The 13,202-nt window shown below is 56.4% G+C and carries 12 protein-coding genes and 5 tRNA genes; all 17 read left to right on the plus strand.

The window, feature by feature from the left end; genetic code table 11:
- Window positions 1-63: 63 nt before the first annotated feature.
- Entirely contained in the window at window positions 64-831 is a 768-nt protein-coding gene (locus tag G9X48_RS15825; RefSeq protein WP_097641971.1) for a basic amino acid ABC transporter substrate-binding protein, read from the plus strand.
- Between the two features lie 73 nt (window positions 832-904).
- Window positions 905-1,669 (plus strand): amino acid ABC transporter permease, encoded by a 765-nt coding sequence (locus G9X48_RS15830; protein WP_004387893.1) that lies wholly within the window; start codon window positions 905-907, stop codon window positions 1,667-1,669.
- Complete coding sequence (locus G9X48_RS15835) at window positions 1,656-2,378, plus strand: amino acid ABC transporter ATP-binding protein (protein WP_097641972.1); 723 nt, start codon at window positions 1,656-1,658, stop codon at window positions 2,376-2,378. Before G9X48_RS15830 ends, G9X48_RS15835 begins: the two co-directional genes overlap by 14 nt.
- Window positions 2,379-2,493: 115 nt before the next feature.
- Entirely contained in the window at window positions 2,494-3,576 is a 1,083-nt protein-coding gene (mltB, locus tag G9X48_RS15840) for a lytic murein transglycosylase B (RefSeq protein WP_004387895.1), read from the plus strand.
- A 140-nt stretch (window positions 3,577-3,716) separates the two neighbouring features.
- A complete protein-coding gene (pncC, locus tag G9X48_RS15845; RefSeq protein WP_004387896.1) occupies window positions 3,717-4,214 on the plus strand; it encodes a nicotinamide-nucleotide amidase in 498 nt (165 codons plus the stop codon).
- Between the two features lie 88 nt (window positions 4,215-4,302).
- Window positions 4,303-5,367, plus strand: a complete 1,065-nt coding sequence (gene recA, locus G9X48_RS15850; protein ID WP_007777662.1) for a recombinase RecA — start codon at window positions 4,303-4,305, stop codon at window positions 5,365-5,367.
- Between the two features lie 69 nt (window positions 5,368-5,436).
- On the plus strand, window positions 5,437-5,934 hold the full coding sequence (gene recX, locus G9X48_RS15855) for a recombination regulator RecX (protein WP_004387898.1): 498 nt from the start codon (window positions 5,437-5,439) through the stop codon (window positions 5,932-5,934).
- Window positions 5,935-6,069: 135 nt separating this feature from the next.
- Entirely contained in the window at window positions 6,070-8,697 is a 2,628-nt protein-coding gene (alaS, locus tag G9X48_RS15860; protein ID WP_097641973.1) for an alanine--tRNA ligase, read from the plus strand.
- A 243-nt stretch (window positions 8,698-8,940) separates the two neighbouring features.
- Window positions 8,941-9,126, plus strand: coding sequence for a carbon storage regulator CsrA (gene csrA, locus G9X48_RS15865; RefSeq protein WP_000906486.1), 186 nt, complete (start codon window positions 8,941-8,943; stop codon window positions 9,124-9,126).
- A 310-nt stretch (window positions 9,127-9,436) separates the two neighbouring features.
- A tRNA-Ser gene (locus G9X48_RS15870) sits at window positions 9,437-9,529 on the plus strand.
- 4 nt (window positions 9,530-9,533) lie between these two features.
- Window positions 9,534-9,610, plus strand: a tRNA-Arg gene (locus tag G9X48_RS15875).
- Window positions 9,611-9,672: 62 nt separating this feature from the next.
- A tRNA-Arg gene (locus tag G9X48_RS15880) sits at window positions 9,673-9,749 on the plus strand.
- Window positions 9,750-9,806: 57 nt separating this feature from the next.
- Window positions 9,807-9,883 (plus strand) — tRNA-Arg (locus tag G9X48_RS15885).
- A 192-nt stretch (window positions 9,884-10,075) separates the two neighbouring features.
- A tRNA-Arg gene (locus tag G9X48_RS15890) sits at window positions 10,076-10,152 on the plus strand.
- 330 nt (window positions 10,153-10,482) lie between these two features.
- Complete coding sequence (yqaB, locus tag G9X48_RS15895) at window positions 10,483-11,049, plus strand: fructose-1-phosphate/6-phosphogluconate phosphatase (protein WP_097641974.1); 567 nt, start codon at window positions 10,483-10,485, stop codon at window positions 11,047-11,049.
- A complete protein-coding gene (locus G9X48_RS15900) occupies window positions 11,046-11,474 on the plus strand; it encodes a YqaA family protein (RefSeq protein WP_007777638.1) in 429 nt (142 codons plus the stop codon). Before yqaB ends, G9X48_RS15900 begins: the two co-directional genes overlap by 4 nt.
- Window positions 11,475-11,566: 92 nt before the next feature.
- A complete protein-coding gene (gene gshA, locus G9X48_RS15905; RefSeq protein WP_004386441.1) occupies window positions 11,567-13,123 on the plus strand; it encodes a glutamate--cysteine ligase in 1,557 nt (518 codons plus the stop codon).
- Window positions 13,124-13,202: the final 79 nt, after the last annotated feature.

Below are 13,202 nucleotides of genomic sequence, written 5' to 3' on the forward strand. Positions count from 1 at the left end.
CGCGGCTTGACTAATCTATGTATTTTTATTCACATTGAGTGCATAAAAATGAGGGTTGCGATCATGGTGAAATCTTTACTCAAGGCCGGTTTATTAATGGCAGCCCTCGCGGGCAGCGCGCTGGCAACGCAGGAAACCTATGTTGTCGGCGCGGGCGGCACCTATCGTCCGTTTGAATTCGAAAACAGCCAGAAACAGCTGGAAGGCTTCGATATCGACATCATTAAAGCCATCGCCAAAGCCGAAAACTTCAACGTGAAGCTGGTGAACACGCCGTGGGAAGGGATTTTCGCGACGCTCGGTTCAGGCGATCGCGACATTATCATCTCCGGCATTACCATCACCGATAAGCGTAAGCAGATGGTCGATTTCTCAGCGCCTTATTTCCCGGCGGAACAATCCATCGTCGTTGCGGCAGATTCGAAAGTGGATTCACTGGCTGCGCTGAAAAATGAAAAAGTCGGCGTGGTGAACTCCAGCACCGGGGATATCGTGGTCTCTGATGTGCTTGGCAAAAACAACACGGCGATTAAGCGCTTCGATAACACGCCGCTGATGCTTCAGGAGCTGTTTGAAGATGGCGTCAGCGCCGCTGTGGGCGACGTGGGCGTGGTGAAGTACTACATCAAACAGCACCCGGAGAAACAGTTCAAACTGGTGCCGGACGCCAAATTTGAACGCCAGTATTTCGGGATCGCGGTGGCGAAAGGCAACGACGAACTGCGCAATAAAATCAACGCGGGCCTGGCGAAGATCGTCGCTGACGGCACTTACGCGAAAATCTACAAAGCCTGGTTTGACGACAACGTGCCGACGCTGCCTGCGCAGTAATCGCGCGCTTTCGCTTCCTGTTATTTAGCGGCTGACCGTCTCTGCGGCAGCCGCCTCTTTTTCGGAAATGGACATGTCAGGATTTCATTGGGAGATAATCCAGGAGTATGGCCCGCTGTTTATGCAGGGCGCCTGGATGACCATCAAATGCACCATAATTTGCGTGATCCTCGGCACGCTGTGGGGCTTGACGCTCGGGCTGGGGCGCATGGCGCACGCGGAGCACGGGCCGTGGAAATATGTGCTGCGCTACCTGGTGCAGTTCCCGGTGCGCTTTTATGTCAGCGCGTTTCGCGGCACGCCGCTGTTTGTACAGATAATGGTGGTGCACTTCGCGCTGGTGCCGCTTTTTATTAACCCGCGCGACGGCTGGCTGGTGGAAAGCGGCCTGATGAGCAGCGAATTCGCCCGTATGCTGCGCTCCGATTACGGCGCGTTTCTCTCCTGTATCGTGGCGATCACCCTTAACGCGGGCGCGTATGTTTCCGAAATTTTCCGTGCGGGTATTCAGTCTATCGACCGCGGGCAGATGGAAGCGTCGCGCGCGCTCGGCATGCCGTGGTGGAAAACCATGCGCAAAGTCATTCTGCCGCAGGCGTTTCGCCGCATCCTGCCGCCGCTTGGCAACAATGCGATCGCCATTGTGAAAGATTCATCGCTCGCGTCTGCCATCGGTCTTGCGGATCTGGCTTACGCGGCGCGTACCGTCTCCGGCGCTTACGCCACATACTGGGAGCCCTACCTGACCATTTCACTGGTCTACTGGGTGATTACCTTCCTGCTATCGCAACTGGTGGCGCGGCTGGAAAAGAGGTTTGGCAAAAGTGATTCACGTTAAAAATCTGCATAAGCATTTCGGCGCAAGCCACGTTCTGCGCGGTATTCATTGCGACATCAAGCCGGAAGAAGTGGTCTGCGTGATTGGCCCTTCGGGCTCCGGGAAAAGCACCTTTTTACGCTGCCTGAACGCGCTGGAGACGGCAGAAGAGGGCGAAATTATCGTGAACGGTTTTGCGGTGCATGACCGCAACGCCGATATAAACCAGCTGCGCGCAGGCGTCGGGATGGTGTTCCAGCGCTTTAATTTGTTCCCGCATATGACGGTGCTGGAAAATCTCATTATGGCCCCGATGAGCGTGAAGGGCATGAAACGCGCGCAGGCGGTGACGCTCGCCGAAGGGCTGCTCGCCAAAGTCGGGCTTAGCGATAAGCGCGACGCGTGGCCTTCGAGCCTCTCCGGCGGCCAGCAGCAGCGTGTGGCGATTGCCCGCGCGCTGGCGATGAACCCGTCGGTTATGCTGTTTGATGAACCGACCTCCGCGCTGGATCCGGAGCTGGTGGGTGAAGTGCTGGCGGTAATGAAAAATCTTGCCGAAGAGGGCATGACAATGGTTATCGTCACCCACGAAATGGGATTTGCGCGTGAAGTCGCCGACCGGGTGATTTTTATCGACAGCGGCGTGATTCAGGAAGAAGGCCCGCCCGAGCAGCTTTTTACTGCCCCGCAAAACCCGCGCACCGCGGCTTTTCTTAGCAAAGTTCTCTGATGGCGGGCGCAGGCGGAAAAATTTACCGCCTGCGCCTCATGCCCGCGCTTCCTCGGCTGGCCCAGGATGATCTACCATTACTCCCATTCGTTCTGAACAGCCATATGGATATCTCATGTTAAAGCGTCGCTATGTCGCCCTGTTGCCGCTGATGATGGCGCTTGCCGCCTGCAGCAGCAAGCCGAAGTCTCAATCTGCAACTACTCAGACCGCAGGCGCAAGCCAGGGCGGCTTCCTGCTCCAGCCGCAGCACGATATGTTGCTGCCAACCGGCGATTTCACCGGCAACCCGGCGGCGGAAAATTTCATCAACATGATGGTCAGCAAGCACGGGTTTAACCGCCAGCAGCTCCAGGAAGTGTTTTCACAGACCAAAAGGCTCGATTACGTGCTGCGTCTGATGGACCGCCAGGCACCGACCACTCAGCCTGCACCGGGGCCAAACGGTGCCTGGCTGCGCTATCGCAATAAATTCATCACGCCGGACAACGTGCAAAACGGTGTGGCGTTCTGGAACCAGTATCAGGATGCGCTTAACCGCGCCTGGCAGGTTTACGGCGTGCCGCCGGAAATCGTCGTCGGTATCATCGGCGTGGAGACGCGCTGGGGCCGCGTGATGGGCAAAACCCGTATTATCGACGCGCTGGCGACGCTCGCCTTTAACTACCCGCGCCGCGCTGACTATTTTGCCGGTGAGCTTGAAACTTTCCTGCTGATGTCGCGCGATGAAGGCGACGATCCGCTGGCGCTGAAAGGCTCGTTTGCGGGCGCGATGGGCTACGGCCAGTTTATGCCGTCCTCTTATAAAGAGTACGCGGTCGACTTTAACGGCGACGGGCATATCAACCTGTGGGACCCGGAAGACGCGATCGGCAGCGTCGCGCACTACTTCCAGCAGCACGGCTGGGTGAAGGGCGATCTGGTGGCGGTGCCCGCCAACGGCCAGGCACCGCAGCTTGAGAATGGCTTTAAAACCAAATACAGCGTCGGCCAGCTGGCTGCGGCAGGCTTAACGCCGCAGCAGCCGCTTGGCGATCACACCGAAGCGAGCCTCCTGCGTCTTGATATCGGCAGCGGTTATCAGTACTGGTACGGCCTGCCTAACTTCTACGCCATTACGCGCTATAACCATAGTACGCACTACGCGATGGCGGTCTGGCAGCTCGGCCAGGCGGTGGCGCTCGCCCGGGTACAGTAACGTATTTCCCCGTCTGTTCAGGCGGGGAAATAAACACGACCTCAAACCTTGAATTCGCCTCGTAAAACCCGATGTAACTGCCTGCAACGCTTAAAAATCGCTGTGGGATGCCTGGGGTTACGTTTACAATCGGAGCCGTCATGACAGATAACGAATTAATGCAGTTAAGTCAGCAGCTTGGCGCTGCGCTGAAGGCGCAGGGCGCGACCGTGACGACGGCGGAATCCTGCACCGGCGGCTGGGTGGCGAAAGTCATTACCGATATCGCCGGTAGTTCCGCCTGGTTTGAACGCGGCTTCGTGACCTACAGTAATGAGGCTAAAGAACAACTTATCGGCGTGGATGGCGCTACGCTCGCGGCGCACGGCGCGGTCAGCGAGCCGGTCGTCAGGCAAATGGCGCAGGGCGCGCTGAATGCCGCAGCGGCCTCTTATGCTGTTTCTGTGAGCGGTATTGCCGGGCCCGATGGCGGCAGCCCTGACAAGCCCGTCGGCACCGTCTGGTTTGGCTTTGCCGACAACCAGGGAAGAGTGGAGGCACACGTGCAACGCTTTGATGGTAATCGGGATTCCGTACGCCGCCAGGCGACCGCGTTTGCGCTGCAAACCTTGTGGCAACATTTTATACAAAAGACTTGATACTGTATGCTCATACAGTATAATTGCACCAACGAAACAAATTCGCAGCGTGGCGCAATTGGGCTCACCCTGCATGACAGGAGTAAAAATGGCTATCGACGAAAACAAGCAGAAGGCGTTGGCGGCAGCACTCGGCCAGATTGAGAAGCAATTCGGCAAAGGCTCCATCATGCGTTTGGGTGAAGATCGCACCATGGATGTGGAAACGATCTCCACCGGCTCTCTCTCCCTGGACATCGCGCTGGGAGCGGGCGGTCTGCCGATGGGGCGTATCGTGGAAATTTACGGCCCGGAATCTTCAGGTAAAACCACGCTGACGCTGCAGGTGATTGCCGCAGCACAGCGCGCGGGTAAAACCTGTGCGTTTATCGACGCAGAGCACGCGCTCGATCCCGTCTATGCCCGTAAACTCGGCGTAGATATCGATAACCTGCTCTGCTCTCAGCCGGACACCGGTGAGCAGGCGCTGGAAATCTGTGACGCGCTGGCGCGCTCCGGCGCGGTAGACGTGCTGGTGGTCGACTCCGTTGCGGCCCTGACGCCGAAAGCGGAAATCGAAGGGGAAATCGGTGACTCTCACATGGGCCTCGCGGCACGTATGATGAGCCAGGCGATGCGTAAGCTTGCTGGTAACCTGAAAAACTCCAACACCCTGCTTATCTTCATCAACCAGATCCGTATGAAGATTGGCGTGATGTTTGGTAACCCGGAAACCACGACCGGTGGTAACGCGCTGAAATTCTACGCGTCTGTGCGTCTCGACATCCGCCGTATCGGCGCGGTGAAAGAGGGCGAAGAAGTGGTAGGTAGCGAAACCCGCGTGAAAGTGGTGAAAAACAAAGTCGCTGCGCCGTTTAAACAGGCTGAGTTCCAGATCCTCTACGGTGAAGGTATCAACTTTTACGGCGAGCTGGTTGACCTTGGCGTGAAGCACAAGCTGATTGAAAAAGCGGGTGCCTGGTACAGCTACAACGGCGAGAAGATCGGCCAGGGTAAAGCGAACGCGACCAACTTCCTCAAAGAGAATAAGCCGATGGCTGACGAAATTGAGAAGAAGCTGCGCGAAATGCTGCTCAACAATCAGGACTCTACGCCTGACTTCACCGTCGATGATAACGACGGCGGCGTTGAAGAAACCAACGAAGAGTTTTAATCTCAAGGGCTGCTGATGCAGCCCTTACTTTTTTCTGTCTCCTCAACTTCGCCACTGTTATTCACGCCTATGACTGACGCTACTCCCCGTCGCTCCGCTTACTCCCGCCTTCTTGACCGCGCCATGCGAATACTCGCGATGCGCGACCACAGCGAGCAAGAGCTCAGGCGTAAGCTTGGTGCCGTGTTGCCGGGCAAAAATGAAGATGAGCAGGCGCAGGCGACGCCGGAAGATATCGAGAAAGTGATTGCGTGGTGCCACGAGCAGCATTATCTCGACGATGCGCGTTTCGCCGAGCGCTATATCGCCAGCCGTGGCCGCAAAGGCTACGGGCCGCAACGCATTCGTCAGGAGCTGCAGCAGAAGGGTATTTCCCGAACCGCGTGCGACAGCGCCTTCGCTGACTGCGAGGTGGACTGGGAGGAACAGGCCCGCGATCAGGCCGAGCGCAAATTCGGCGCGCCGCTGCCGCGCGCCTTTCCCGAAAAAGCCAAAGTCCAGCGCTTTTTACTGTATCGCGGCTATTACATGGAAGATATCCAGGCGATCTACCGAAATTTTGAGTGATGACCCCATGCGGGGTTTTACTTCCCTGTAAAGAAAACTTATCTTATTCCCACTTTTTTCCGTTTAGCCTGGTCTGGCGGCAGCGTGCTGCGCCACTCGGGTGACACATTTCGTTAGCTTGATTTCAGGATAATTATGAGCAAGAGCACCGCTGAGATCCGTCAGGCGTTTCTCGACTTTTTCCATAGCAAGGGACACCAGGTAGTCGCCAGTAGCTCTCTGGTCCCGAATAATGACCCGACTTTGCTGTTTACCAACGCCGGGATGAACCAGTTCAAGGACGTGTTCCTTGGTCTCGACAAGCGTAATTATTCCCGCGCGACGACGGCGCAGCGCTGCGTGCGCGCTGGTGGTAAGCACAACGACCTGGAAAACGTCGGTTACACCGCCCGCCACCACACCTTCTTCGAAATGCTGGGCAACTTCAGCTTCGGTGACTACTTCAAACATGACGCTATCCAGTACGCCTGGGAGCTACTGACCGGCGCGCAGTGGTTTAACCTGCCGAAAGATCGCCTGTGGGTAACCGTCTACGAAACCGATGACGAAGCTTACGAAATCTGGGAAAAAGAAGTCGGGATCCCGCGCGAACGCATCATCCGCATCGGTGATAACAAAGGCGCGCCTTACGCGTCTGACAACTTCTGGCAGATGGGCGATACCGGTCCGTGCGGCCCGTGCACCGAGATTTTCTACGATCATGGCGACCACATCTGGGGCGGGCCTCCGGGCAGCCCGGAAGAAGATGGCGATCGTTATATTGAGATCTGGAACATCGTGTTTATGCAGTTTAACCGTCAGGCTGACGGCACCATGGAACCGCTGCCGAAGCCGTCCGTGGATACCGGGATGGGCCTTGAGCGTATCGCCGCGGTGCTGCAACACGTTAACTCCAACTACGAAATCGATCTGTTCCAGAAGCTTATCAAGGCAGTGGCGAACGTCACTGGTGCCACCGATCTGACCAACAAATCGCTGCGCGTTATCGCCGACCATATCCGTTCGTGCGCATTCCTGATCGCTGATGGCGTCATTCCGTCTAACGAAAACCGCGGCTATGTGCTGCGTCGCATCATTCGTCGCGCGATTCGTCACGGCAATATGCTGGGCGCGAAAAACACCTTCTTCTACAAGCTGGTTGGGCCGCTGGTGGACGTGATGGGCGCGGCGGGCGAAGAGCTGAAACGCCAGCAGGCGCAGGTGGAACAGGTTCTCAAAACCGAAGAAGAGCAGTTTGCCCGTACGCTGGAGCGTGGTCTGGCGCTGCTGGATGAAGAGCTCGCTAAGCTTACCGGCGATACGCTCGATGGCGAAACGGCTTTCCGTCTGTATGACACCTATGGCTTCCCGGTCGACCTGACCGCGGATGTCTGCCGCGAGCGCAACATTAAAGTTGACGAAGCGGGCTTTGAAGCCGCTATGGAAGAGCAGCGCCGTCGCGCGCGCGAATCCAGCGGTTTCGGCGCGGATTACAACGCGATGATCCGCGTTGACGGCGCGTCAGAATTCAAAGGCTACGATCACACCGAACTGACTGCGAAAGTCACCGCGCTGTTTGTCGACGGCAAATCCGTTGAGCAAGTCACTGCGGGCCAGCAGGCTGTCGTCGTGCTGGATGAAACGCCTTTCTATGCGGAGTCCGGCGGTCAGGTGGGCGATAAAGGCGAGCTGAAAGGCAACGGCTTTACATTCACCGTTAACGACACCCAGAAATATGGTCAGGCAATCGGTCATATTGGCGAGCTGGCCAGCGGCGTTCTGAAAGTGGGCGAGGGTGTTAAAGCGGAAGTGGACCATGCGCGCCGCGACCGTATCCGTCTCAACCACTCGGCGACGCACCTGATGCACGCCGCGCTGCGCCAGGTGCTTGGCACCCATGTCGCGCAGAAAGGTTCTCTGGTCAACGACAAAGGCCTGCGTTTCGATTTCTCCCATTTCGAAGCGATGAAGCCGGAAGAGATCCGTAAGGTGGAAGATCTGGTCAACGCCCAGATCCGCCGTAACCTGCCGATTGAAACCAATGTGATGGATCTGGAAGCGGCGAAAGCCAAAGGGGCGATGGCGCTGTTCGGCGAGAAATATGAAGACCGCGTACGCGTACTGAGCATGGGCGATTTCTCCACCGAGCTGTGCGGCGGTATCCACGCGTCGCGCACTGGCGATATCGGCCTGTTCCGCATCGTTTCTGAATCCGGCACTGCCGCAGGCGTGCGCCGTATCGAAGCGGTAACCGGCGAAGGCGCGCTATCTCTGGTTCATGCCCAGAACGACCGCCTGAACGAACTCTCTCACCTGCTGAAGAGCGACAGCCAGACGCTGAACGATAAAGTTCGCGCGATGGTTGAGCGCACTCGTCAGTTGGAAAAAGAGCTGCAGCAGCTCAAAGAACAGCAGGCGGCGCAGGAAAGCGCTAACCTCAGCAGCAAAGCCGTGGACATTAAAGGCGTGAAACTGCTGGTGAGCGAGCTTGCAGGCGTCGAGCCGAAAATGCTGCGCACGATGGTTGATGATCTGAAAAATCAGCTCGGTTCTTCGGTTATCGTGCTGGCGACCGTCGCGGAGGGGAAAGTCTCTCTGATCGCGGGCGTGTCAAAAGATGTGACGGATCGCGTCAAAGCTGGCGAGCTGGTGGGCATGATCGCTCAGCAGGTCGGCGGTAAAGGCGGTGGCCGCCCGGATATGGCGCAGGCAGGCGGCACCGATGCCGCTGCGCTGCCCGCAGCGCTGGGCAGCGTTGAAAGCTGGGTAACCGCGAAGCTGTAAAACCAAAACGGCAGTAAAGACGCCATAACGCATTGTTGTTATGGCGTCTTTATCTGTGCCCGAACTATAACGATAAAGTCGGGTTGATTTTTTCTGGATCGGCTAAACTTAGGTTTAACAGAATGTAATGCCGTGACTGCTTACACCTCAGGTGTTTGTCATCGCTTACTTTTTGGCGTTATATGATGGATAATGCCGGGATACAGAGAGACCCGACTCTTTTAATCTTTCAAGGAGCAAAGAATGCTGATTCTGACTCGTCGAGTTGGTGAAACCCTCATGATTGGGGATGAGGTGACCGTGACAGTTCTTGGGGTAAAAGGCAACCAGGTACGTATTGGCGTTAACGCCCCCAAAGAGGTATCTGTACACCGTGAAGAGATCTACCAGCGTATCCAGGCTGAAAAATCGCAACAGTCCAGTTACTGAGTTGTCGCGTCTCGCTCATACCGGCGAGGCGCATCCCCCTTTTGGTTTCTTCCTCGCATCTTCCTGTTTCTCCGTCTTCTGACGCGCTTTTCCGTTCCCCTTTTCCTCATTTGATACGCCCCTGTTGCAGCGCATTTGCGTTGATAAAACAGCCTTTTTGTTGGCAAAGCAGGCGGATTGGGCGGTAATTGTGCAAACGATACAGAGTCGGGAAAAATTGTTTGACTTATAAGTCCCAGAAAGTAATATGTGCGCCACGCAGCGACGATGAGACGAAACAAGCTCTTCGAAGCACTCGTAAGAGGCGTGTGGTGAGGTGGCCGAGAGGCTGAAGGCGCTCCCCTGCTAAGGGAGTATGCGGTCAAAAGCTGCATCGGGGGTTCGAATCCCCCCCTCACCGCCATTTTGCATCCGTAGCTCAGCTGGATAGAGTACTCGGCTACGAACCGAGCGGTCGGAGGTTCGAATCCTCCCGGATGCACCATCTCTTACTTAGTATGGCTTTCGTAGCGATACTAATATCAGCAGTAAAGCAGTATTCCCGATGCATCCGTAGCTCAGCTGGATAGAGTACTCGGCTACGAACCGAGCGGTCGGAGGTTCGAATCCTCCCGGATGCACCATTATTTTTCACGCTGTCTTTATGATGACGTGAACCGCAGTAAAGCAGTATCCCCAATGCATCCGTAGCTCAGCTGGATAGAGTACTCGGCTACGAACCGAGCGGTCGGAGGTTCGAATCCTCCCGGATGCACCATATTTCTCCACGTTATCGGCAATGATGACGTGACCTGGTGAGCGATGATTATCGCGAATTCCAGGGAGGATAACGCTGCCCTGGCAGCGGCCCGTCAGGGTGAGGCGAAGCCGAATAATCCTCCCGGATGCACCATTATTTTTCACGCTGTCTTTATGATGACGTGAACCGCAGTAAAGCAATATCCCCGATGCATCCGTAGCTCAGCTGGATAGAGTACTCGGCTACGAACCGAGCGGTCGGAGGTTCGAATCCTCCCGGATGCACCACCTTCCTGCACAGTATCAGCAATGATGACGTGACCTGGTATGCGATGATTATCGCGAATTCCAGGGAGGATAACGCTGCTTTAGCAGCGGCCCGTCAGGGTGAGGCGAAGCCGAATAATCCTCCCGAATGCACCATTTCCTCACCTGAATCTACCCTTGCTCTGCCAAAGATATTTCGCAACGCCTCCTTTCCCTTTTTATACTTTCCCTGAAATCACTTTTACCAGCTTGATTCCTTAAGCCATCACCATCGCCCGCAAGCCTTAACAGCGACAACATTAACGGTTTAGGCTAAAGTAACATTCCTGGCGGTCAGGTGATGAGGACATGATGTACGAGCGTTACGACGGGCTGATTTTTGACATGGATGGCACCATCCTCGATACCGAGCCGACGCACCGGAAAGCCTGGCGCGACGTTCTTGGCCGCTACGGCATGCAGTTTGACGAGCAGGTGATGGTCGCGCTGAATGGTTCGCCCACCTGGCGTATCGCCCAGGCGGTCATTGAACTGAATCAGGCCGATCTCTGCCCGCATGCGCTGGCGCGTGAAAAAACGGCGGCAGTGCAGGCGATGCTGCTGGATACGGTGCGTCCACTGCCGCTGATTGACGTCGTTAAGGCGTGGCACGGCCGTCGTCCGATGGCTGTCGGCACCGGCAGCGAAAGTGCGATGGCGGAAGCGCTGCTGGCGCATCTTGGCCTTCGTCACTATTTCACCGCGGTGGTTGCCGCCGATCATGTACAGCATCACAAACCCGCTCCCGATACGTTCCTGCGCTGTGCCACGCTCATGGGCGTCGCGCCTGAGAAATGCGTCGTGTTTGAAGACGCGGATTTCGGTCTCGAAGCGGCGCGTCTCGCGGGAATGGATGCCGTGGACGTGCGTTTGCTGTGAGCGACGCGCTGTCGCTCCTCTCGCTCTTCACCAGCAGTTTTCTGAGCGCCACGCTGCTGCCGGGCAGTTCCGAAGCGGTACTGGTGGCGCTGTTGGTTAGCGTAAAAACCGCCCCCTGGCTTTTGGTATTAACCGCAACAATAGGTAATAGCCTTGGGGGGTTAACTAACGTTATTCTTGGGCGGCTGTTTCCGCTGCGCGAGTCGTCGCGCTGGCAGGAGCGCGCGCAGGGCTGGCTGCAACGATTCGGCGCGCCGGCGCTGCTGTTAAGCTGGCTGCCTTTAGTCGGTGATTTATTATGCCTGCTGGCAGGGTGGCTGCGTCTTCCCTGGGGGCCGGTGATTTTTTTTCTGTGCCTTGGCAAGGCGCTGCGCTACATCATCATTGCGGCAGCGACTTTACAGGGTATGACGTGGTGGCACTAATTGGATTGTTTGAGCGACCTTTCATCGTCAACCTTTACCATTACAATTATGCTTAATAAAAATATTTTCGACACGACAGGCGGGAGGTCAATTTGATCCCGGACGTATCACAGGCGCTGGCCTGGCTAACCGAGCATCCTGAGGCATTGAAAGGCATTCGCCGTGGGCTTGAGCGCGAAACACTGCGCGTCACGCCCGAAGGCGAGCTGGCGACCACGGGGCATCCGGAAAGCCTGGGCGCCGCGTTAACCCATAAGTGGATCACGACGGACTTTGCCGAAGCCCTTCTGGAATTTATCACGCCGGTAGATGGCGATATCGACCACATGCTGACGGTTATGCGCGATATCCATCGCCACACCGCCAGAGCGCTCGGCGACGAGCGCATGTGGCCGCTCAGCATGCCCTGCTATATCAAAGAGGGGCAGGACATTGAGCTCGCGCAATATGGCACCTCGAATATCGGGCGTTTTAAAACGCTCTATCGCTCAGGGCTGAAAAATCGCTATGGCGCGCTGATGCAGACGATTTCCGGCGTGCACTATAACTTCTCGCTGCCGCTGGCGTTCTGGCAGGCGAAGTGCCAGGTGGACGATGCCGAAAGCGGTAAAGAGGCGATTTCAGCGGGCTATTTCCGTCTGATCCGCAACTACTACCGTTTTGGCTGGGTGATCCCGTACCTGTTTGGCGCATCACCGGCGATCTGTTCGTCTTTCCTGCAGGGTAAGCCGACCAAACTGCCGTTCGAGAAAACCGACTGCGGCATGTATTACCTGCCTTACGCGACGTCGCTGCGCTTAAGCGATCTGGGCTATACCAATAAATCGCAAAGCAATCTCGGGATTACGTTTAACGATCTGCACGGTTATGTGGCAGGATTGAAGCGCGCGATTAAAACCCCGTCGGAAGAGTATGCGAAGCTGGGGCTGAAGAAAGACGGCGAATATCTGCAAATCAACACCAACATTTTGCAGATTGAAAATGAACTCTACGCGCCCATTCGTCCGAAGCGCGTCACGCGTGATGGCGAATCGCCGTCCGATGCGTTGCTGCGTGGCGGTATTGAATATATCGAAGTGCGTTCGCTCGATATCAACCCGTTCTCACCGATTGGCGTTGATGAAAATCAGGTGCGTTTCCTCGATCTCTTTATGGTCTGGTGCGCGCTGGCGGATGCGCCGGAGATGAGCAGCGATGAGCTGTTGTGTACCCGCACCAACTGGAACCGCGTGATTCTGGAAGGCCGCAAGCCGGGGCTGACGCTTGGCATCGGCTGCGAAACGGCGCAGTTCCCGCTGGAGAAAGTGGGCAAAGATCTGTTCCGCGATTTACGTCGCGTGGCGCAAACGCTCGACGGCATTCACGGCGGCCAGGAGTACCAGCAGGTCTGTGACCGACTGGTGGCCTGTTTTGACGATCCCGAGCTCACTTACTCGGCGCAGATTTTGCGTTCGATGATTGAAAACGGGATTGGCGGCACCGGACGGATGCTGGCGGATCGCTACCGCACCATGCTGCGTGAAGAGCCGTTGCAGGCGTTGCATGAAGAAGATTTTCGTCAGGAGCAGGCGGCGTCGCTGGCGCGCCAGCGTGAGATTGAGGCCGCGGATACCGAACCGTTTGATGAATGGCTGGCGAAGCAGGCGTAACACAAAAGAAAAAGGCCACATCGCTGTGGCCAAATTGTCATCTCTGAACTCAGTGATGATGATAACAAATGCGCGTCTT

The organism is Cronobacter sp. HA18006 (genome assembly GCF_011605445.1).
Lineage (GTDB): Bacteria > Pseudomonadota > Gammaproteobacteria > Enterobacterales > Enterobacteriaceae > Cronobacter > Cronobacter sakazakii.

What these genes read in the sequence shown, in the direction of transcription:
- yqaB (WP_097641974.1), top strand. Translation starts at nt 10,483, where the DNA reads ATGTACGAGCGTTACGACGGGCTGATTTTTGACATGGATGGCACCATC.
- pncC (WP_004387896.1), top strand. Translation starts at nt 3,717, where the DNA reads ATGACAGATAACGAATTAATGCAGTTAAGTCAGCAGCTTGGCGCTGCG.
- recX (WP_004387898.1), top strand. Translation starts at nt 5,437, where the DNA reads ATGACTGACGCTACTCCCCGTCGCTCCGCTTACTCCCGCCTTCTTGAC.
- mltB (WP_004387895.1), top strand. Translation starts at nt 2,494, where the DNA reads ATGTTAAAGCGTCGCTATGTCGCCCTGTTGCCGCTGATGATGGCGCTT.
- G9X48_RS15825 (WP_097641971.1), top strand. Translation starts at nt 64, where the DNA reads ATGGTGAAATCTTTACTCAAGGCCGGTTTATTAATGGCAGCCCTCGCG.
- G9X48_RS15830 (WP_004387893.1), top strand. Translation starts at nt 905, where the DNA reads ATGTCAGGATTTCATTGGGAGATAATCCAGGAGTATGGCCCGCTGTTT.
- alaS (WP_097641973.1), top strand. Translation starts at nt 6,070, where the DNA reads ATGAGCAAGAGCACCGCTGAGATCCGTCAGGCGTTTCTCGACTTTTTC.
- csrA (WP_000906486.1), top strand. Translation starts at nt 8,941, where the DNA reads ATGCTGATTCTGACTCGTCGAGTTGGTGAAACCCTCATGATTGGGGAT.
- recA (WP_007777662.1), top strand. Translation starts at nt 4,303, where the DNA reads ATGGCTATCGACGAAAACAAGCAGAAGGCGTTGGCGGCAGCACTCGGC.